Origin of the sequence: Aromatoleum diolicum (assembly GCF_012910955.1) — a bacterium.
GTDB classification, from domain to species: domain Bacteria; phylum Pseudomonadota; class Gammaproteobacteria; order Burkholderiales; family Rhodocyclaceae; genus Aromatoleum; species Aromatoleum diolicum.
This window is the reverse complement of the sequence record NZ_WTVQ01000018.1, coordinates 71,505-92,192: the sequence shown is the minus strand read 5'-3', so window position 1 is coordinate 92,192 and position 20,688 is coordinate 71,505. Positions and strand designations below refer to the sequence as shown.

Below are 20,688 nucleotides of genomic sequence, written 5' to 3'. Positions count from 1 at the left end.
CCAGTAGGAGGGGGCAGCTCGCGGTGATATGACGTGCGTCGGTGAGGCTTCGGGCGGGTGGAAACGTTGGGGAAATGAGTGGACGCCGGACTACGATTTTGGTGATAGAATCGCGCACCTTTGTTCCGGCAAGTTCATTTTGTGCAAATGGATTTCGTCGGAATCCGTTTTCGCCCACCGCGATTTGTTCGTTCGCGGTGCCTGGTCAACGTCTCATCATGGAGGCGACGGATGGCATTTGTCATTCTTTCCGCCGGAACCCTGGCCCAGTCCAACTTACGCACCATCAGCGCGCGTACCTTCCTGGGTGTCTCTGCGCTTGCGGTTATGGCGGCAGTGGGGGGCGGTTTTGCCCTTGGTTATGGTTTCAGCCCCGCGCCGGAAAGCCGTCCGGTGACGGTCGACAGTGCATCGATCGATCCCGCACAGCCGGAAGGCCGTCTGCTCATTGATCGTTTCGGGGAGCTGTCCGGTCGTATGGTTCAGCTCGAAGCCGAGGCTGCCGGCCTTGCAGCCCGCATCGGTCTGATCAAGGATTTCGAGGCCCGTATCAAGGACAGCTCCGCGGCCGAAATCAAGTCGGGCCGAATTGCCAAGACGCCGCCGGCGGCTTCCGCTGGCGGTCCCTGGCTGACGCCGTCGTCCGCATTCTCGCCGCGCGTGGCGGACCCGGTTTCACGCCTTGTCGAAGCATCGCAGCGTGTCGAAATGGGTGAGCCCAGTTTGCTGACCGACGAGCTTTCCCGCATGGAGCAGGACATCGAGCGCGTCCGTGACGCCTTCATGCACATTGATAAGCTTGCTACCACATTCAACCTGGCCTACATGGCGTTTCCGGGCCGTTCACCGGTGGCCGACGTCGACATCACGTCGACTTTCGGCAACCGGGTCGATCCGTTCCAGAGGCGCCCCGCGTTTCACAGCGGCGTCGATTATCCTGCCCTGAAAGGTACGGCGATTGCCGCGAGCGGGGGCGGGCGCGTGAGCTTTGCCGGGTATCGCGCGGAATACGGTAATACGGTTGAAATCGACCACGGCGGCGGTCTCGTAACGCGTTATGCCCATGCTTCGAAACTGCATGCGCGGGTCGGCCAGATCGTGATGCCCGGTCAGAAGATTGCCGAGATCGGGTCCACGGGGCGGTCGACTGGGTCACACCTGCATTTCGAGGTCATCAAGGACGGGCTCGTCGTCGATCCAGCGTATTATCTGGCGCGGTTCTGAGTGTCACCGATGTCTTCGGGGCGCTTCTCGTACAGTTACGACCTCACGCGCAAGGCCTACGCTTTGGCTCCTTCGCGCGGCTATCGGAGGCTGTTCGTGACGCTCCTGCTGGTACTGGGGGGGGTGGTTCTTGCGGTGGTCGGTTTCCGATATTTCGAGAATCATCTCGCGCCGGCGTCCTTTCTTTCGGACGTACGCGCCGAAAACCACCAATTACGGGATGCGTTGGCGAAGTCGCGTTTCGATTTTGAAGTGGAGCTCGCCACCCGCGGCGAGCTGGAGCGTCAGGTGGTGACTCTCAACGAACAGCTCAAGCAAGTGCGCGAAGAGCTGGCGTTTCTCAAGTCTGCGGGCGCGCGTGCGCCGGGCAAGTGAAGGACTCAGGCAAGAACGCGGGGCGGGCAATAAATCAGGAGTGCAGGAGTAATGTTCGGACGCAAGCGCAACAAGTCGATCGAAGTGACCAAACTCTCGAGCCTTGTCGCGGACAATCTGGAAATTGTCGGTGACGTGCTGTTTTCCGGCGGATTGCGGGTGGATGGCAAGATCGAGGGGAATGTGCTCAGCAAGGATGGTGAGCGCAGCCTGCTTGTGCTTAGCGATAAAGGCACGATCGTCGGACGCGTGCGCGCGTACGATGCCGTGATCAACGGAAGCATCTCCGGCGATCTTGAAGTCGAGCATTTTCTCGAACTCCAGTCGAACGCGCGCGTTTCGGGAAATATCACTTACCGCCAGCTGCAGATGGAGTGTGGTGCGGTGGTTGACGGTCAGCTCGAAAAAGCAGTTGAATCGAGTGCGGACGGCAAGGTCATCGATATTTCGGCATCAAGTCCGGCAGCGGCCTCACGCTGACCAGGGCCACCGCGACGGGGAGCTCAGTTTACGTGCTCTGCTTGCAGCGGGTCGGCTGCGGGATTGGGTTCATCCGGTAGCCAGCCGAATTGCCGGAATGCCAGCCATGCCAGCCATGCCGCGAACCATGTCGCGTAGAAGCTGAATACGATATCGCTGAGAAAATGCCCACCCTGCGTGATGCGGCCAAAGCCGAATAGCGCTCCGGCTGCCAATCCAATCAGCGTCCAGCGCCGGCGTGCCGCCGCGCCGCCGAGAAAACCCAGGCTCACCAAGTAGAACCCTGCAGACGCGTGGCCACTGACGAAGGAACAGTTGTTCTGGCACTGATCGGTCGGTTTCAGGGCCGGAGAAAAAATCTGGGTTCCTCCAAAATCGACAATCTTGGCTGGGCGGGCGCGCCCCCAATTGTCTTTCAGTGCGACGTCGATCAGAAGTCCGGGGCCAAGTGCCAGCGCGACGATCAGGTAACCGACCTGAATGCGCCGCCGCGCCCCGGTCTCCCCCCGCTGGATCGAGTAGGCAAACATCGCGATCAGCAGACCAATGATGATCGCGCGCGACATCAGCGGGACGCCTTTGTAGAGCGACTGCACGAAGGCGTCGCGCTCGCCGACGAAACCTTGCTCGGGCTCGAAGAACGCGCGTGACACGGCCAGGTCTATCTCGGGAACGCTCGTGAACAGCACTGCACACGCCAGCAAGCTGACGCACATAACCAAGGTCAGGCGGCTCATCGCGTTGCGCCTCGATGGGTGTTAGAACCTGCCGGTCTGCGTGTCGTGCTGATGTTGCCTGGAGGCATCCGTCTGTTCCGTTGGATTGATAAAGGTTCGAGTCGCGCGGGGCTTTTCAGTCTGGCAGCTTGCGTATCAGCGCGACCCCGCCTTTGCTGTAGAGCATTTCGATACCGCTCGCGGGCAGTCGGTCGGTACGCGTGAGGGCAAGCTCGCCGGGAGCAGGGACGCGATCGACGGTTATGGCCTGACGATAGACACTGAAGCTCGGTGCGTAATAACGCCAGGCTACGACCGGTTCTCCGATTTTCCGTGCCAGCAATGCTGCTTCCTTGACCGGCCCCTGCAGGACAGCGCCAGCCCACGGTACGACCACTGTACTGAGAACCACCACTTGAATTACTGCAGCTGCGGCAACCTTCATCCACGTGGCCGCATTCCAGCGTGCCGCCAGCCAGAGCCAGACCAGCAAGCCACCGATCGTGATCAGATAGTATTCGGGCGAGGCTTCGCCCAGTGCCAGGCCAAGCTGGGCGCGGTAGTACGCATTGCCTGCATCGCTCGCTGCCAGCGCATTGAAGATCAGCGGTAGCAGCGGCAGGGTAATCAGGAACAGTGTTGGTGCAAGCAGGTGGAGCCGCGCGCGGCGCAACTCGTTGCGGTGCACGGCGATCAGCAAGAACAGTGGTGTCGCGCCGTACAGCACGTAATGCGGCAATTTGGTGCCGGAGAGCGAAAAGAACACGACGACAAACGCGGCCCAGACCCACAGAAATCGCCGCACCCCCGTGGCGATGTCCGCGCGCACGTGGCGCACCGTGGCGACAAGCGGCCCGGTCCACGGCAACAGCAGAAGTGGAACCGCCAGCACGTAATAGAACAGGCTGCCGGCGTGGCCTTCGAGTGTGCCGGTAAAGCGCTCGACGTTGTGCTTGAGGATGAAGCCGTCAATAAACGCCTGACCGTGGATCGCCAGCGCCGCTGCGTACCAGGGTACGACCAGTGCCGCGAGAATCACCAGACCCACCGGGTCGAACACCGCACGTGTCCAGCGCTTCCATTCGCCGCGACTGGCACAGTAGAGGAAGCTGACGGTGCCCGGCACCAGCAGCGCGATCGGCCCTTTTGTCAATACCCCCAGGCCGATCCACACGAAGCTGCGCAGCAGCGGCGCACGACGGCCGGATTCGAGGTGTCGCCAGGCGTCGAACAGCGCGAGCGCAAGCAACAGATTGAGCAGCGCATCGGCGGTGGCGGCACGGCCGATCGCGAAGGGCCCGAGTGCGGTGGCGGTGACCGCCAGCGCAGCAAGCGCGGTATTGGCGCCGAAGCGTTCGCGGGCGAAATACCACGTGGCGTAGCTCCACAGTGCGGCGGCGACCGCGGAGGGAAGGCGGAACGCCCACTCGGTGGCACCGAACAGGAGATAGCCGAGTGCCTGCAGCCAGTAGATGAGGATCGGCTTGTCGAAACGATGCTCGCCGTTCAGATAGGTCGACAGGAAATCTCCCCGCTCGAACATCTCGCGGGTGGCTTCCGAGAATGCGCCTTCGTCGACGTCGAACAGCGGCGCCCCGCCGAGGCGCAGGAAGAATGCCACGATCGGCAACAGGAAGATCAGCAGGGCGAGTTGAGGCCTCGGGCGCGGGAGGGCGGTTGCTGACGTGCTCATCGACTGTCGTTCCGGTGCCAGCCGGCCGTGTCGTCAAGCGCCAATGCGGGCCGTGCCAGATAGGCGCGCGACGAGCCGGATTCGTAATAGATGCGTGTGAGCAGTTCGGCCAGCACGCCCGACGTGACCATCTGTACACCGGCGATGACGAGGAAGAAGCCGCCGAAAAGCATCGGACGGGTGCCGATGTCTTCGCCGAGCACGAGTTTCACTGCGAGCAGGTAGGCGAGAATCAGGCTGCCAACGGTACCGAGCGCGATGCCGATGCCACCGAAGAAATGGCCGGGGCGAGTGCGATAGCGCATGAAGAAATACACGAACACCAGGTCCAGCACCACACGGAAGGTGCGCGAAATACCGTATTTCGACTGGCCGAATACCCGTGCGTGATGGGTGACGACCTCCTGCGCGATACGCCGCGGCGTAGTCACCGTTGCCAGCCACGCGGGGATGAAGCGGTGCATTTCGCCGTAAAGCCGCACGCTCTTGATCGCGCTGGCGCGGAACACTTTGAGGCTGCAGCCGTAGTCCTTCAGATGCACGCCCGTCATGCGCGCGATCAGGCGGTTGGCGATGCGTGAGGGAATCTTGCGCAGCAGCAAGCCGTCCTGACGGTCCTTGCGCCAGCCGGCGACGAGGTCGAGGTCTTCCTTGAGCAGGCGATTGACCATCCGCGGGATGTCGATCGGGTCGTTCTGCAAGTCGCCGTCCATGGTCACGATGACACTGCCGCGCGCGGCATCCAGTCCCGCCTGCATGGCGGCTGTCTGCTTGAAATTACGCATGAGTTCGACGATCCGCACGTGCGGCCCGAACTGTTTTGCGCAGCGAACGAGTTCCGCCGGTGTCGCGTCCGAACTGCCGTCGTCAACGAGCACGACTTCCCACGGCCACTCGTAGGGGCCGAGTGCGAGGTGGATGCGTTGGAGGAGCGGTTCGACGTTGTCCGCTTCGTTGTACATTGGTACGACGACCGACAAAGTGTGTTCGGGCATTTCCGCGGGAATCTGCGGTTCGGCCGGCGGCAGGGGAGATTTGTTCATGCGGATCAATATTTTCCGGAAACGGGCGGGCGATCGGGGGGCGCGGTGTCTGCCGCGCGGGCAGGAAGCAGCCACGCCAGGCCTCCGGCGCCGACCGCGCACGCAATCACAAAAAGATGAAGCGCGAGAGCGGCTTGCAGGCCGCTCTCGAATGAAATTCCATGCGGCAGGAGCGCCGCCGCGGCACCCGCCTCGTAGGTGCCGAAGCCGGCGACACCCTGGACAGGCAGGATTGCCGCGAGTTCCGCACCCAGCGCGCCGGCGGCGCCTACGGCCGGTCGGGCGGGCAGCAAGGCGGCAAATAGCCATGCCTGGGTTGCGAGTTTGACTGACCAGTTGGCGATCGTCCACATCCAGCCGAAGCGGGCATGGCGCGTCGACTCCGCAAATGCATCGCGCAGCTTGGCGAATTTGGTCGCCATGGCCCGGCCTTCAGCCCAGTCGTGCGGCGTGCGAGCCCATCGCGGCAGATACCACGCAAACGCGATCAATACTGCGACCGCGGCGCAGCGTAGCGCGAGCGATAGACCGGGCCAGATGATCACTGCGAGCACCGCGACCACCAGCGCATCCTGCAGTCGGAACCAGAACAAGGATGCAAGCGCGCGTCCGAGCGGCGTGCCGAAGGACTGTCGCAGCAGTAACGGAAAGGCAGCTTCGCCGCCGCGGAACGGGACGACATTGACCATCGCGTTGTGGATCAGAACGATGCGCAGGCACACGCGAAAACGGTTGCCCGCGTCGCCGCGAAATTCGTCATGGACGCGTGCCGCACGCAGCACGTAGCTGATGAAGAGGCCCGCGACGCCAACGATGAGAACTGGGACGGTCAGGCGGGCAAAGGCAGCTCCCAGTTCGCGCCAACGCGCGTCGCTCGCCAGCCAGGCAAGCAGGGCAAAACTCGCCAGTAAGGCCAGCACCCGCTTCAATTCACACTCCTGCGGCCGCCGGTCTTCAGCGCAATGAAGGCGCCGGCCAGGCCCCACGCTGCAAGGACGTACTGTGTCCAGACGCCTTGCGGGTAGCCCAGTTCCTCGAAGATCAGCGATATGGACAGGGCAGCCATCAGGATTGCGAGTACTCGAACACCGCCTGGTGTGGTCCAGAACCGCCAGCGTGCCGACCACCACACGCCGATGGCGCCGCATAGCCAGCCGCCGGCGCCACCGGCAAAAATGTCCAGCGGCCAGTGGGCGCCAACCGCGACGCGCGAGAAAGCCACCAGAGCGGCCACTGTTAGCGCGAGCAAGGCAATTCGGCGGGTGCCGGTCATCAGGCTGCACAGGGCGACCACGGCAGCGAACCCGAAGGCCGTTGTAGAGTGACCGGAAGGAAAGGAGCCCGTGCGCAGCGCTTCTCCGATGATTTGGATCTGTTCGGGTGGCAGCACCGCAGCCGGGCGGGGTTCGGCGAAAAATTCCTTGAGTCCGTGCGTGTACGCCGCCCCCGCCGGGACCGCCAATACCGCGGCCGCAATCCAGCGCGGGCGCCATGCCAGCCAGCCGGCGAGCAGCGCAAAGGCTCCCGAGGTCGAACCGATGTTGGTCACGCCGGCCCACAGAAACGCTGGCACCGCAGTGGCGATGCTGTTCCACTCGACGAACCACTCCGTGTTGCGTCCGCTTGCCAGCGTCGCCAGCGCAAGCAAAGCGAGAATCCCGGCGGGCGCCACGATCCAGTACGTGCTTTCATTGCCGGGGAGGGAAGACGGTGTTTCGGAGGTCATCAGGCTGCGCCGGACAAAGGGCGCAATTCTAACCGATCGCCCCGGTCTCGGGCGGAGCGTTGGGGCGCGGAACGACTGGGGCGCAACATGGCGGACGGGATGAAGCCCGGTCGTCGGGTATAATTTCGCGCTTCCGATCGTCGAACCCCGTTCGCGTCCTACTTTACCCTTCGCTCCGACTCAAATGGCCGAAATTCTCAAGCTGCGCGGCGCTGTAGCGCTTTCTTCCTCCCGCCTGGAGCGACTCTCGCGTTCCGTTGCCGATGCGCTTCCCAAGCTCAAGGGCCTTGCAGCCGAGCACTGGTATTTCATCGAGCTCGCCGCACCGCTCGCCAGCGAAGAGCTGGAGCGGCTGGTTGATCTGCTCGGCGCGGTCCCGGCGACGCCACATGCGCCGGCCGGTACGCTGCTGGTGGTTGTTCCGCGCCTCGGGACGATCTCGCCGTGGGCATCCAAGGCGAGCGACATCGCGCGTCAGTGCGGCTTCGACAAGGTGTTGCGCATCGAGCGCGGGATCGTCTATTCGCTTGAGGTGCGCGGCGGTTTCGACGAGCGTCACTTCGCCGCGGTGCTGCCGCTGCTGCACGACCGCATGACGGAGTCGGTGCTGCCGACCGTCGATGCTGCTGAAGCGCTGTTCCATCACTACGAGCCGAAGCCGCTTACCAGCGTCGATGTGATCTCCGGCGGGCGTGATGCACTGGTGGCGGCGAATGCGGAGCTGGGGCTGGCGCTTTCGGACGACGAGATCGACTATCTCGTCGACAACTTCACGCGTATCGCGCGCAATCCGACGGATGTCGAGCTCATGATGTTCGCGCAGGCGAACTCCGAACATTGCCGCCACAAGATTTTCAACGCGGACTGGGTCATCGACGCCCGGGCGATGGACAAAACGCTGTTCGGGATGATTCGCGAAACGCACAAGGCGCATCCCGAAGGCACGGTGGTGGCGTATTCCGACAACGCCTCGGTGATCGAGGGCGCGACCGTCGATCGCTTCTACGCCGACCCCGATGGCCAGTGGCGATTCCGTGCGGAGGAAACCCATATCCTCGCGAAGGTCGAGACCCACAATCACCCGACCGCGATCTCGCCCTTTCCGGGTGCGGCAACCGGTGCTGGCGGCGAAATCCGCGATGAAGGTGCTACCGGCCGCGGCTCGAAGCCGAAGGCGGGTCTGACCGGTTTCTCGGTGTCGAACCTCAGGATCCCGGAATTCGAACAGCCATGGGAAAAGCCCTACGGGAAGCCGGACCGCATCGCTTCGGCGCTCGACATCATGATCGAAGGCCCGATCGGCGGCGCGGCGTTCAACAATGAATTTGGTCGTCCGAACCTCGCCGGTTATTTCCGCACTTTCGAGCAGGAAGTCCAGAACGAGGTGCGCGGCTACCACAAGCCGATCATGATCGCCGGTGGCCTCGGCAGCATCCAGGCGCAGCAGTCGCACAAGGTGCAGTTCGCACCCGGCACGCTGCTGATACAGCTCGGCGGTCCGGGCATGCTGATCGGCCTCGGCGGCGGTGCGGCGTCGAGCATGGCGACCGGCACGAACACGGCCGATCTGGATTTTGCCTCGGTGCAGCGCGGCAACCCGGAAATCGAACGTCGTTGCCAGGAGGTCATCGATTGCTGCTGGCAGCGCGGCGAAGAAAATCCGATCCTCGCGATCCACGACGTCGGCGCCGGTGGGCTGTCGAATGCGATGCCGGAACTGGCGGATTCCGCCAGTCTGGGCGCGCATTTCGAACTGCGCGAAGTGCATATCGAGGAGCCGGGCATGAGCCCGCGCGAGATCTGGAGCAACGAGTCGCAGGAGCGCTACGTGCTGGCGATCGCGCCGGAGAGTCTCGATGAATTCCGTGCGATCTGCGAACGCGAACGCTGCCCGTTCGCGGTGCTCGGCGCGGCGACGGCCGACGGCCATCTGACGGTCAGCGACCGTCACTTCGGCAACAAGCCGGTCGACATGGAAATGCAGGTGCTGCTCGGCAAACCGCCGAAAATGACGCGCAACGTGTCGCGCCGTGGCGTGCATGTCCCGCCGTTCGATGTCACCGACATCGACCTCAAGGAGGCCTGCCTGCGCGTGCTGCGCCTGCCGACGGTCGCGAGCAAGAATTTCCTCATCACGATCGGCGACCGTTCGGTCGGCGGCCTGACGGCGCGCGACCAGATGGTCGGGCCATGGCAGGTGCCGGTCGCGGATGTCGCGGTCACCGCGATGAGTTTCCACGGCTACATGGGCGAAGCTTTCGCAATGGGTGAGCGCACCCCAATTGCGTGCCTCGATGCGCCGGCCTCGGGCCGCATGGCGGTTGGCGAAGCGGTGACCAACATCGCTGCGGCCGACATCGCCGATCTCGGCAAGGTCAAGTTGTCGGCCAACTGGATGGCGGCGGCGGGCCATCGTGGTGAAGATGCAAAACTGTTCGACACGGTAACCGCGGTGTCGCAGTTCTGCCAGCAGGCGGGTCTTTCGATCCCGGTCGGCAAGGATTCGCTGTCGATGAAGACCGCCTGGCAGGAAGAAGGCCAGGATCGCCAGGTCGTCTCACCGCTGTCGCTCGTCGTCACTGCCTTTGCGCCAGTAGACGACATCCGCCGCACGCTGACGCCGCAGTTGCAGTTGCCCGACGGCGTCGACACCGAGCTGATGCTGATCGACCTCGGCAATGACCGCAACCGCCTCGGCGGTTCGGCGCTGGCGCAGGTGTTCGGTTCGGTCGGCGAACATGCGCCGGACGTCGACGCCGCGCAACTCGCCGCGTTCTTCGGACTGATCCAGCAGTTCCGCCGTGACGGTCTGCTGCTCGCCTATCACGACCGCAGCGACGGCGGCCTCTTCGCGACGCTGTGCGAGATGGCTTTCGCGGCAAAGTGCGGCCTGTCGGTGCTGCTCGACACCGTCTGCTACGACGAATACATGAACGACGTCGACGGTCTCGACAAGAAGCCCGATACGATCAAGGGTCGCCTCAACGACCGGCTGTTCGGCGGTCTGTTCGCGGAAGAACTCGGTGCGGTGATCCAGATCCGCCGCGAGGATCGCGCACGCATCACCACGCCGCTGCGCGACGCCGGCATCGCCTACCATTTCATCGGCGAACCGAATCGCAAGGATGAGATCCGCCTGTGGCGCAACGCCAAGCTGGTGTTCAATGCATCGCGTGCGGAACTGCTGCAGACCTGGTCGGAAACCAGCTACCGCATCGCCCGCCTGCGTGACGACGCGGACTGCGCGCGCGAGGAATTCGAGGCGCTTGCCGATGTGTCGAATCCCGGCCTGAGCGTGGTCACGACCTTCAACCCCGCAGAAGACATCGTCGCGCCGATGGTCGCCACCGGCAGCCGGCCGAAGATCGCGATCCTGCGCGAGCAGGGCGTGAACTCGCAGGCCGAGATGGCCGCCGCGTTCGAGCGGGCCGGCTTCGCGCCCTTCGACGTGCATATGTCCGATCTGCAGGCGGGACGCCATCGGCTGAGCGAATTTCACGGTCTCGCCGCCTGCGGTGGGTTCTCGTACGGCGACGTGCTCGGCGCAGGGCAGGGCTGGGCCAAGTCGATCCTGTTCAATTCGGCGCTGCGTGCGGACTTCGAGGCCTTCTTCGCGCGAACCGATACCTTCGCGCTAGGTGTGTGCAATGGCTGCCAGATGATGGCGAACCTTGCCACGATCATTCCCGGCGCACAGCATTGGCCGACCTTCCACCGCAACCGTAGCGAGCAGTTTGAAGCCCGCTTCGTGATGGCCGAAGTGCTGGACAGCCCGTCGATCCTGTTCGCTGGCATGGCGGGTAGCCGTATGCCGATCGTCGTCAGTCATGGCGAGGGCAGGGCAGTGTTTGCCGACGCCACCGACCGAAGGGATGCGCTCGCGGCGGTGCGCTATGTCGACAATCGCGGCGCGCCGGCCGTAGTTTATCCGTTCAACCCCAACGGTTCGCCGGACGGCCTCGCCGGCCTCACCACGGCGGACGGGCGCTTCACGATCATGATGCCGCACCCCGAACGCACCGCGCGTACGGTGCAGATGAGCTGGTATCCCGACAATCTGGGCGAAGATTCGCCGTGGATGCGGATGTTCCGCAACGCGCGGCGCTGGCTGGGCTGATACCGCTCATGCAACCGGCGGCCACACATGACACATGAAAGTGGTTGGCTGCCGGTTTTTCCGCTTGACTGCAATCAAGGGGTTCGGGAGACTAGTCCACTAGGATCGGTGTCCAACATCTTACGTGTAGGCAGCCCAGCTTCCACATGCAAATCAGGCGCACGACTCGCAGCCTTACCGCCTGGATCGCTTTGTTTGCGATCCTGCTGGCTGCAATCGGTCCGGCCCTGAGTCATACACTTTCACTACTTGGCGACGGCGCAGGCTGGGTTGAGGTGTGTACCGTCGCCGGAACGAAGCTCGTTGCCGTAGATGGTTCAGGTGAGAAGGGCAAGGCGGGCGACGTCGACCTGTTCCCGTCCGAACGTTGCGCCTTTTGTTCGACGCACGTCGCAGTGCCCGCGCTGCCGAGCGTGGGGGTAATGCCCTTTGTCCTGAAGAGCAGCTCCGCCGAATTTCCCTCGCTGTATTTTCACGCACCGCGCCCGATGTTCGCCTGGGCTGCGGCGCATCCCCGAGCTCCACCCGTCCTTTCCTGATCGTTGCCGAACACCGGTACTGCCTCCGCCGGAGGCAGTTTACCGATCCGTTTGCCCCCGAACGCAGGATCTCTGAAATTTGCAGCCGCAGTTGGTCGCAGCGAGCAAGGCTCGTTTGCGATGCTTTGTCCACTCGTGCGCTGCAAGCTTGGCCGATGTCCGACCTCGACCTGCCTTCACAGACTTGATGGAGCAGAAAGCATGAAAAAAATCCTTGCGGCAGTGCTGCTGTCGTTTGCAGTGTCCATTCCGGCGCTTGCCGAGGTGAAGATCGAAGAGCCATGGGTGCGGGCGACCGTCGCCCAGCAAAAGGCGACCGGCGCCTTCATGCGTATCACCGCGCCGCAGGATGCGCGCCTTGTCTCGGCGAAGTCCCCGGTCGCCGGCAAAGTCGAGATCCACGAGATGGTGCTGGAAAACGACGTGATGAAGATGCGCCCCGTTGCGGCAGTCGAGTTGCCCGCCGGAAAACCCGTCGAGTTGAAGCCCGGCGGCCATCACGTAATGCTCCTCGAGCTGAAGCGGCCCCTGAGTCCGGGTGATGACGTGCCAATTTCACTGGTGGTCGAAGGCAGCGACGGCAAGCGCGAAACGCTTGAGCTTGCGGCACCGGTTCGGCCGCTGCATTCCACGAGCGGAGGCAATCATGGGCGCTGACAAGATTCGGGCCCTTGCGGCCCTTTCATGCGTATGGGCGACATCATGCAGCTTCGCCGCCGATGCGGATACGATCCTCGATCAGGTAACCGTTACCGCGACGCGCGAGCAGGCGCGGCTGGTCGAAACGCCTGCCTCAGTCGGAGTGGTGAAGGGAGCGGACATAGCGGCCGACAAACCTTCGCACCCGGCCGAAGTCATGAGCCAGATTCCGGGTGCCGCAGTCGCAGTGACGAATGGCGAGGGGCACACGACCGCGATTCGCCAGCCGTTTACGACCAGCCCGGTCTACCTGTTTCTCGAAGATGGCATTCCGTCGCGATCGACCGGTTTCTTCAATCACAACGGGCTTTACGAGATCAACATTCCGCAAGCGGGCGGCATTGAGGTCAATCGCGGTCCGTCGTCGGCGCTCTATGGCTCGGACGCGATCGGCGGAGTGGTCAATGTGTTGACGCGCACGCCGCCGCGGAAGGCGGAAGCGATCGGCTCCGTCGAAATTGGTGAGCACGGCTGGCGACGCGCGCTCGTGTCGGGCGGTGACGGCTACGAAAACGGCGGCTGGCGCGCCGATCTGAATTTCAGCGCGACCGATGGCTGGCGTGACGACACGGGGTACGACCGCAAGAGCGCCACCCTGCGCTGGGACCACTTCATTGGCGACAGCACTTCGCTGAAGACGGTGCTTGGCTTCTCGCAGATCGACCAGGATACCGGTGCGAATTCGCCTCTCGTGCGTGACGACTACAGGCACGATCCGACCAGAAATTATCTGCCGATTGCCTTCCGCAAGGTCAGTGCATTGCGCCTGTCGACGAGCTACGAGCATGAAACGGAGAACGCCTTGCTGTCGATCACCCCGTATGTCCGGGACAACAGCATGGATCTTCTGGCGAGCTTCGCGCTGCGCTTCGACCCGAGCATTGCCGAGACGGAAAACCGGTCTTACGGTTTGATGGCAAAGTGGCGCCAGGACTTTGCGCCGATGCGCGCGCGCCTGATCGCCGGTATCGACGTCGATATGAGCCCGGGCGGACGACGCGAAAATCGCATCAACCCGACGACACGCGGCACCGGCGCGAGCCAGGAGTTCATCGCCTACACGGTGGGTCCGCGCATCTACGACTACGAGGTCGAATATCGCGGCATTTCGCCTTACATCCACGGCGAAATCTCGCCGACCGACAGGCTGCGCCTTACCGCGGGCCTGCGCTACGATGACATGCGCTACGAGTTCAGCAATCGATTCGCCCCCGGTGCGGTTCAGGTCGGCAACAGCTTCTATGGCCAGGCGGCGGACACCAGTGTGAGCTATCACCGCGCGACACCGAAGATCGGTGCGACCTACGCCCTCGGCAAGGACACCCACGTGTTTGCGTCGTACAATCAGGGTTTCCGTGCACCGTCGGAATCGCAGATCTTCCGACCATCGCGTGCCGGCAGCCTGGCGTCCGCGCGTGCGCTCGCGCAGTCGGCGCTGGAACTGGAGGCGATCAAGGCCGATCAGTATGAACTGGGCCTGCGCGGTGTCCTTGCGGGTGTCTCGTATGATCTTGTCGCATACGAATTGACCAAGCGCGACGACATTGTCAGCCAGCGTGATCCGGTCACGACCCAGACGATCACGACCAACGCCGGCAAGACTCGTCATCGTGGCATCGAACTGGGGCTGGGAGCGCCAATCCGGGATGGGCTGCGTCTCGATGTCGCGTTTTCCTATGCCAGGCACGAGTATGTCGACTGGGTGACTTCGCAGGGCGACTTCGGCGGCAACGAGCAGCAAAGTGCGCCGCGTGTCATGTCGAATACACGCCTGACTTGGACTCCGACGAGTAGTGCGCGCGCGCAAATCGAATGGATCCGGATCGGTTCCTACTGGCTCGACGACGAAAATACGGAAAAATATGGCGGACACAGTCTGTTCAATTTCAGAGGCGATCTCGCGCTGACTCGAAGTCTGTCACTGTTCGGCAGCATCCATAACCTAACGGACCGGCGGTACGCCGAAAGTGCGCAGTTGTCGACGGGTCGTACGCCGGCCTACTCGCCGGGACTGCCGCGTACGGTCATCGCCGGCGTCGAGGCAAAATGGTAAGTCGCTGCGCCGTGCGCTTGCTTCCTGAAAGGGGTGGAAAATGACGATCATGCGTATCGGCCGGCTCGTCCGCCCCGCAGCGGTTGCATTACTGACGCTAGGATGTGCCGTTAGCGTTAGTGCGCAAGCGCAGCAACACGAGCATGGCGCGAGTGTGGCCCGGCCGGCAAGACCGGAGCTTGGCACCAGCGCGGCCTTCGCGCCGGACGGTATGCTCTATGCCGTGTCAAAGGAGGGGCAGCACGTGCTGCTTCATCGCAGCACCGACGAAGGCGCCAGCTGGTATGCCCCGGTCGTCGTCAATGCCGATCCGGAAGCGGTTTCCGCGGAAGGCGAAAACCGTCCCAAAGTCGCGTTCACCACCGATGGCGGCGTGCTGGTTTCCTGGACGCGTCCGCTCACCAAGCGCTTTGCCGGTGAGATCCGTCTCGCGCGATCGGACGATGGCCGCCGTTTTGGTACTCCGATCACGGTGCATCGCGATCGGCAGGAGATCACCCATCGCTTCGAGACGATGGCGATCACCGGCCAAGGGCAGGTCGTCGTCGCGTGGATCGACAAGCGCGATCTGGAAGCTTCGCTGGCGGAAAAGCGCGACTATCGCGGTGCGGCGATCTACGCGGCGCTCTCGGACGACGGCGGCCGCAGCTTCCGCCCGGAGGTTAAAGTCGGCGATCACTCCTGCGAGTGCTGCCGCATTGCGATCGCCAACGATACCGACGGTTTGCCGCTGATCCTGTGGCGGCACCTGTTCGAGCCGAACGAGCGGGATCATGCGCTGGCGAAGCTCGGCGCGGACGGCCTGCCGGGCGGCGTTCGGCGGGCGACTTTCGACCGATGGCGCGTCGATGGGTGTCCGCACCACGGGCCTTCGCTCGCGGTGGCAGCCGACGGCACACGCCATGCCGTGTGGTTCAACGAACGAGACGGCGAGGGGCGGGTGTTTTATGGCCGCTTGCAGGATGGCCGGGTCGAAGCCCAACGTACGGTTGGCGGGGAACGCGCGGCACACGCCGACATCGCGGTCAGCGATAAGCGTATTGCGATCGTCTGGAAGGAATTCGACGGCGAACGAACCCGGCTGCGTGCCGACGTATCCGAGGACGGTGGCGCGCAGTTCCGCAGCATGGAATTGGCGGTGACCGCTGGAGCTTCGGATCAGCCGCGCGTGCTGCGGCGCGGGGCATTGCTGTTTGCATTCTGGCGCACCGAAAATGAAGGCATGAAAGGGTACTGGCTGAGATGAAACGACTGACATGTCTGCTGGCTGCATTGCTGTGCAGTAGCGCTACGATCTATGCAGCGGATGACTTCATTGCTCTGGATCGGGCCGGGGCGACAAGGGTGGTCAATGCGGCCAGCCATACGAAGCCGACGATCGTTGCCCTATGGTCATCCGAGTGCATCCACTGCAAGAAGAATCTGAAGCTCTTTGCCGACATGGCAAGAGTGCATCCGCAGTTGAAACTGATCACGATTGCCGTCGAGCCGATGGAAGAGGGGCTTGCCGAGCCGCTCGACCGCCTTGGCGTATCTGGATCCCGTTTCGCCTATGGTGCCGAGGCCCCGGAAGCCCTCGCCCACGCGCTGGATCCAAAATGGCGTGGCGAACTGCCGCGGACGATCCTGTTCGACGGGCGCGGTGGTAAGGTCGCGTTCTCGGGCATCATCACGGAGACAATTGCGCGCGCTTCGCTCGCCCTTTCGGCTGACTAGTAGAAAAAAAGCCGAGCCTTAATGGCCCGGCTTCCCGGTTCTGTGACTAGCGCCTGTCATCCAGTGCACGGCTGAAGCGCCGGCCGAATTACATGCCCTGGTAGATCGGCCCTTCGCCGCCCTGCGGCACGACCCAGTTGATGTTCTGCGTCGGGTCCTTGATGTCGCAGGTCTTGCAGTGCACGCAGTTCTGCGCGTTGATCTGCAGGCGGGGGTTCGAGCCGGACTCGTCCCTCACGATCTCGTACACGCCGGCCGGGCAGTAGCGCTGCTCGGGGGCGTCGTACTTGGCGAGGTTCACCGCGATCGGCACCGACGCATCCTTCAGCTGCAGATGGCAGGGCTGATCTTCCTCGTGGTTGGTGTTCGACAGGAACACCGACGAGAGGCGGTCGAAGCTCAACACGCCGTCGGGCTTCGGATAGTCGATCTTCGCGCACTCGGCCGCGGGTTTGAGCTTGTCGTGGTCGGACGAGTTGTGCAGCGTCCACGGCGCCTTGCCGCGAAACACCTGCTGGTCGATGCCGAAGAGGAGCGAACCCATCCACAGGCCCTTCTTCATGTAGGGCTTGAAGTTGCGCGCCTTGTACAACTCATCGAAGAGCCAGCTCTGGCGGAAGGTGTCGGGGAAGGCGGCGAGTTCGTCGCGGCTGTGCTCGGCCGCCAAGGCGTCGAAGGCGGCCTCGGCGGCGAGCATGCCGCTCTTGATCGCGGCGTGGCTGCCCTTGATGCGTGCGGCATTGAGGAAACCCGCGTCGTCGCCGATCAGCGCCCCGCCCGCGAACACCAGCTTCGGCTGGCTCTGCAGCCCGCCCGCGGTGATGGCGCGCGCACCATAGGCGAGACGCTTGCCGCCTTCGAGGAACTTGCGGATCTCGGGGTGCGTCTTGTAGCGCTGGAACTCCTCGAAGGGTGCGAGGTGCGGATTGGTGTAGTTGAGGCCGACGACGTAGCCCACGGCCACCAGATTGTCTTCGAGGTGATAGACGAAGCCGCCGCCATAGGTGTCGGCGGGCAGCGGCCAGCCGGCGGTGTGCACGACGAGGCCCGGGACATGCCGGTCCGCCGGCACTTCCCACAGCTCCTTCAGGCCGATGCCGTAGGTCTGCGGATCGACGCCGTCCCGGAGCTTGAACTTCGCTTCGAGCTGCTTGCCCAGATGCCCGCGGCAGCCTTCGGCAAACAGCGTGTATTTGGCGTGCAGCTCCATCCCCGGCTGGAACGCCGGGCCGGGCTCGCCTTCGCGGCTCACGCCCATGTCGCCGGTCGCCACCCCCTTCACGGCACCGTTCTCATCGAACAGAATTTCCGCGCCCGCAAAACCCGGATAGACCTCGACGCCCAGCGCCTCGGCCTGCTCGCCGAGCCACTTGGCGACGTTGCCCAGGCGCACGATGTAGTTGCCGTGGTTCAGGAAACAGCCCGGCAAGAGCCCATTGGGGATCTTGCGCCCACCGGTCTCACTCAGGAAGATCACGCGGTCTTCGGTGACGGCGGTGTTCACCGGCGCACCCTGTGCCTTCCAGTCGGGGATCAGTTCGGTGAGCGCACGCGGGTCCATCACCGCGCCGGACAGAATGTGCGCGCCGATCTCGGCGGCCTTCTCGATCAGGCACACCGCCAGTTCCGTGCCTTTCTCGTTGGCCAGTTGCTTCAGCCGGATCGCCGCCGCCAGCCCCGCCGGGCCGCCACCAACGATCAGGACATCGAATTCCATCGATTCGCGTTCCATCCTATTCTCCATCTGAGCACGCGTTTATTGGTCTGTAGTTGAGCGAACGGCAGTGTAATACACGGTGAACGCGCAACGGGGATTCCCGCGCGGGTTTTGCGGTCATCGAAAACATACGGTACCGTATGTTACAGTAGACCGGTGATGTAACCAACAGGGGACCGTTTCATGGAAGATAGTCGCAAACTGCTGCTTACGACCCGCATTCCGGTGCGCTGGGGCGACATGGATTTCTACGGTCATGTGAATAGCACGTTGTATTTCCGGTACTTCGAGCAGGCGCGGGTGGAGTGGATCGAACAGCTGGATTTTCCGGTCGATCCGGGGCAGGGCGAAGGGCCGGTAGTCATAAACGCCAGCTGCACTTTCCTTATCCCCGTGAATTACCCGGCGACCGTGATCGTCAAGGTCTTTGCCGGCGATCCCGGGCGCAGCAGTGTGATGACCTGGTACGAGCTCTACGTCGAAGGCGATGAACGCCTGTTTGCCGAAGGGGCCGCGAAGGTGGTGTGGATGAACATGCGCACCGGCAAGTCTGCCCCTCTGCCGGATAGACTTCGCGCACTGTTCTGATTCATCATCGAGCATATTGAGAAAGCCGGAGACCGTGATGACGAATGTCCTTGATCGCCCCCTGTGGACGCCCTCTGTCGAGCGCACCGCCGACGCGAATCTCACTGCGTTCGCGAGGCAGGCCGAGAAACGCTGGGGCGTAAGCCTGCCTGGATTCGACGCGGTTCATGCGTGGTCGGTGGCGAGCCCGGAGCAGTTCTGGGTCAGTGTGTGGGAGTTTGGCAAGGTCATCGGTACTCGCGGTGATCGAATCCTGAGCGATGGCAATCGCATGCCCGGAGCGAAGTGGTTTCCGGATGCCAGCCTGAACTTCGCGCAAAATCTCCTGCGGAGTCGCGACAGCGGTGACGCGATCGTTTTTTGGGGCGAGGACGAGGTCAAGAACCGCTTGTCGCACAGCGAACTTTATCGCGCTGTTGCACGTTTTGCTGCGGCCTTGCGTGAGCTGGGCGTGGTAAAGGGCGACCGCATTGCAGCCTACATGCCGAACATGCCCGAAACTGTCATTGCAATGCTGGCAGCGGCAAGTATCGGCGCGATTTTCACGTCGGCCTCGCCGGACTTCGGTGTGCAGGGCGTGCTTGACCGCTTCGGGCAGACCGAACCCAAGGTATTGATTGCCGCGGACGGTTATTACTACAACAACAAGGTGATTGACTCGCTCGGCAAGCTCGCCGATATCGTCCGTCAGTTGCCATCCGTCAAGCGCGTGGTGGTGGTGCCGTATGTGCATGCCGAGCACGATCTGTCCGCAATTCCGCATGCACGCATGCTGGTGGATTTTGTGGCTCCGCATCATGATCTGACTGAAATCATCTTTGAGCAACTGCCGTTCGACCACCCCTTGTATGTCATGTATTCGTCGGGGACCACCGGGGTACCCAAGTGCATCGTGCATTGCGCCGGCGGCGCGTTGCTGCAGCACCTCAAGGAACACACGCTGCACAGCGACGTGAAGCCCGGCGACCGGGTGTTCTACTTCACGACCTGTGGCTGGATGATGTGGAACTGGCTGGTGTCCGGCCTCGCGGCGGGGGCTACGCTGCTGCTGTTCGACGGCTCGCCCTTTGTTGGCGACGGTTCTGTCCTGTTCGACTACGCGGAAGCCGAAGGCATGACGCACTTCGGCACCTCGGCGAAGTTCATCGACGCGATCGCCAAGATCGACCTCAAACCACGCGAGACCCACAACCTTGCGACCGTGCGCGCCATCATGAGCACCGGCAGTCCGTTGGTGCCTGAAAGCTTTGACTACGTCTATCGTGAAATCAAATCGGACGTATGCCTGTCGTCGATTTCCGGCGGCACCGACATCATCTCGTGTTTCGTCCTTGGCTGTCCGACGTTGCCGGTGTGGCGCGGCGAGATTCAGTGTCGCGGTCTTGGCATGGCGGTCGACGTGTTTGACGATGCAGGGCGTCCGGTTCGCGGCGAAAAGGGCGAACTGGTGTGCACCAAACCGTTCCCGGCGATGCCGATCGGGTTCTGGAACGATCCGGACGGCTCGAAGTATCGCACGGCGTATTTCGAGCGCTTCGAGAACGTCTGGTGTCACGGCGACTTCTGCGAGATTACCGAGCATGGAGGACTAGTCATCCACGGCCGTTCCGACGCGACGCTGAATCCGGGTGGGGTGCGTATTGGTACCGCCGAGATCTACCGTCAGGTGGAAAGGCTGCCCGAAGTGCTTGAATCCATCGTCATCGGCCAGGACTGGGAAGGCGATGTACGGGTGGTGCTGTTCGTGAAGCTGCGGCAAGGGATGATGCTCGACGATGAGTTGGTCAAACGCATCAGGCAGGCGATCCGCGACAACACCACGCCCCGCCACGTGCCGGCCAAGGTGCTGCAAGTGGGCGACATTCCGCGCACCAAGAGCGGCAAGATCGTCGAACTCGCGGTGCGTAACGTGGTGCACAAGCAACCAGTGAAAAACGTCGAGGCACTGGCGAACCCGGAGGCACTGGAATATTTTCGTGATCGTGCCGAGCTGGGTAGCTGA

The 20,688-nt window shown here is 63.0% G+C and carries 17 protein-coding genes; 11 read left to right on the top strand and 6 right to left on the bottom strand.

The features are described 5' to 3' along the window. Positions 1–231: 231 nt before the first annotated feature. The 3 genes from GPA25_RS12365 to GPA25_RS12355 all read left to right on the top strand — a co-directional run bounded on the left by GPA25_RS12365 (position 232) and on the right by GPA25_RS12355 (position 2,079). On the top strand, positions 232–1,224 hold the full coding sequence (locus tag GPA25_RS12365; RefSeq protein ID WP_169260698.1) for a M23 family metallopeptidase: 993 nt from the start codon (positions 232–234) through the stop codon (positions 1,222–1,224). A gap of 96 nt (positions 1,225–1,320) precedes the next feature. Further along, positions 1,321–1,599, top strand: coding sequence for a hypothetical protein (locus GPA25_RS12360; RefSeq protein ID WP_169260697.1), 279 nt, complete (start codon positions 1,321–1,323; stop codon positions 1,597–1,599). 51 nt (positions 1,600–1,650) lie between these two features. Further along, positions 1,651–2,079 (top strand): bactofilin family protein, encoded by a 429-nt coding sequence (locus tag GPA25_RS12355; RefSeq protein ID WP_169260696.1) that lies wholly within the window; start codon positions 1,651–1,653, stop codon positions 2,077–2,079. Between the two features lie 23 nt (positions 2,080–2,102). On the opposite strand, the gene GPA25_RS12350 is transcribed toward GPA25_RS12355, so the two are convergent. From GPA25_RS12350 to GPA25_RS12330, 5 genes are all read right to left on the bottom strand, one after another. Further along, positions 2,103–2,816, bottom strand: a complete 714-nt coding sequence (locus tag GPA25_RS12350) for a phosphatase PAP2 family protein (protein WP_169260695.1) — start codon at positions 2,814–2,816, stop codon at positions 2,103–2,105. 115 nt (positions 2,817–2,931) lie between these two features. Then, on the bottom strand, positions 2,932–4,488 hold the full coding sequence (locus GPA25_RS12345; protein WP_169260694.1) for an ArnT family glycosyltransferase: 1,557 nt from the start codon (positions 4,486–4,488) through the stop codon (positions 2,932–2,934). After that, on the bottom strand, positions 4,485–5,531 hold the full coding sequence (locus tag GPA25_RS12340) for a glycosyltransferase family 2 protein (RefSeq protein WP_169260693.1): 1,047 nt from the start codon (positions 5,529–5,531) through the stop codon (positions 4,485–4,487). Before GPA25_RS12340 ends, GPA25_RS12345 begins: the two co-directional genes overlap by 4 nt. 5 nt (positions 5,532–5,536) lie before the next feature. Further along, positions 5,537–6,451 (bottom strand): lysylphosphatidylglycerol synthase transmembrane domain-containing protein, encoded by a 915-nt coding sequence (locus tag GPA25_RS12335; RefSeq protein WP_343034916.1) that lies wholly within the window; start codon positions 6,449–6,451, stop codon positions 5,537–5,539. 5 nt (positions 6,452–6,456) lie between these two features. Next, positions 6,457–7,257, bottom strand: coding sequence for a phosphatase PAP2 family protein (locus GPA25_RS12330; protein WP_169260691.1), 801 nt, complete (start codon positions 7,255–7,257; stop codon positions 6,457–6,459). A gap of 184 nt (positions 7,258–7,441) precedes the next feature. On the opposite strand from GPA25_RS12330, the gene purL reads away from it, so the two are divergent. From purL to GPA25_RS12300, 6 genes are all read left to right on the top strand, one after another. Further along, positions 7,442–11,374, top strand: a complete 3,933-nt coding sequence (purL, locus tag GPA25_RS12325; RefSeq protein WP_169260690.1) for a phosphoribosylformylglycinamidine synthase — start codon at positions 7,442–7,444, stop codon at positions 11,372–11,374. 146 nt (positions 11,375–11,520) lie between these two features. Further along, positions 11,521–11,913 carry a DUF2946 domain-containing protein gene (locus GPA25_RS12320; protein ID WP_169260689.1) on the top strand — a complete coding sequence of 131 codons (393 nt, stop codon included), beginning with the start codon at positions 11,521–11,523 and terminating at the stop codon, positions 11,911–11,913. A 201-nt stretch (positions 11,914–12,114) separates the two neighbouring features. Continuing rightward, positions 12,115–12,570, top strand: coding sequence for a copper chaperone PCu(A)C (locus tag GPA25_RS12315; RefSeq protein ID WP_169260688.1), 456 nt, complete (start codon positions 12,115–12,117; stop codon positions 12,568–12,570). Further along, a complete protein-coding gene (locus tag GPA25_RS12310) occupies positions 12,560–14,665 on the top strand; it encodes a TonB-dependent receptor (RefSeq protein ID WP_169260687.1) in 2,106 nt (701 codons plus the stop codon). Before GPA25_RS12315 ends, GPA25_RS12310 begins: the two co-directional genes overlap by 11 nt. A gap of 244 nt (positions 14,666–14,909) precedes the next feature. Beyond that, positions 14,910–15,911, top strand: coding sequence for an exo-alpha-sialidase (locus GPA25_RS12305; protein WP_343034915.1), 1,002 nt, complete (start codon positions 14,910–14,912; stop codon positions 15,909–15,911). Continuing rightward, entirely contained in the window at positions 15,908–16,381 is a 474-nt protein-coding gene (locus GPA25_RS12300) for a TlpA family protein disulfide reductase (RefSeq protein ID WP_169260686.1), read from the top strand. The genes GPA25_RS12305 and GPA25_RS12300 overlap by 4 nt, the downstream gene beginning before the upstream one ends. 88 nt (positions 16,382–16,469) lie before the next feature. Here the strand turns inward: GPA25_RS12300 and GPA25_RS12295 are convergent, their stop codons facing one another. Continuing rightward, positions 16,470–18,113 carry an electron transfer flavoprotein-ubiquinone oxidoreductase gene (locus GPA25_RS12295; protein WP_169260685.1) on the bottom strand — a complete coding sequence of 548 codons (1,644 nt, stop codon included), beginning with the start codon at positions 18,111–18,113 and terminating at the stop codon, positions 16,470–16,472. Positions 18,114–18,281: 168 nt separating this feature from the next. Between GPA25_RS12295 and GPA25_RS12290 the strand changes: the two genes are divergently transcribed. Both GPA25_RS12290 and GPA25_RS12285 read left to right on the top strand, forming a co-directional pair. Continuing rightward, entirely contained in the window at positions 18,282–18,686 is a 405-nt protein-coding gene (locus tag GPA25_RS12290; RefSeq protein ID WP_169260684.1) for an acyl-CoA thioesterase, read from the top strand. A gap of 37 nt (positions 18,687–18,723) precedes the next feature. Further along, the gene (locus GPA25_RS12285) at positions 18,724–20,688 is read left to right on the top strand and encodes an acetoacetate--CoA ligase (protein WP_169260683.1); all 1,965 of its coding nucleotides are present in this window, start codon (positions 18,724–18,726) and stop codon (positions 20,686–20,688) included.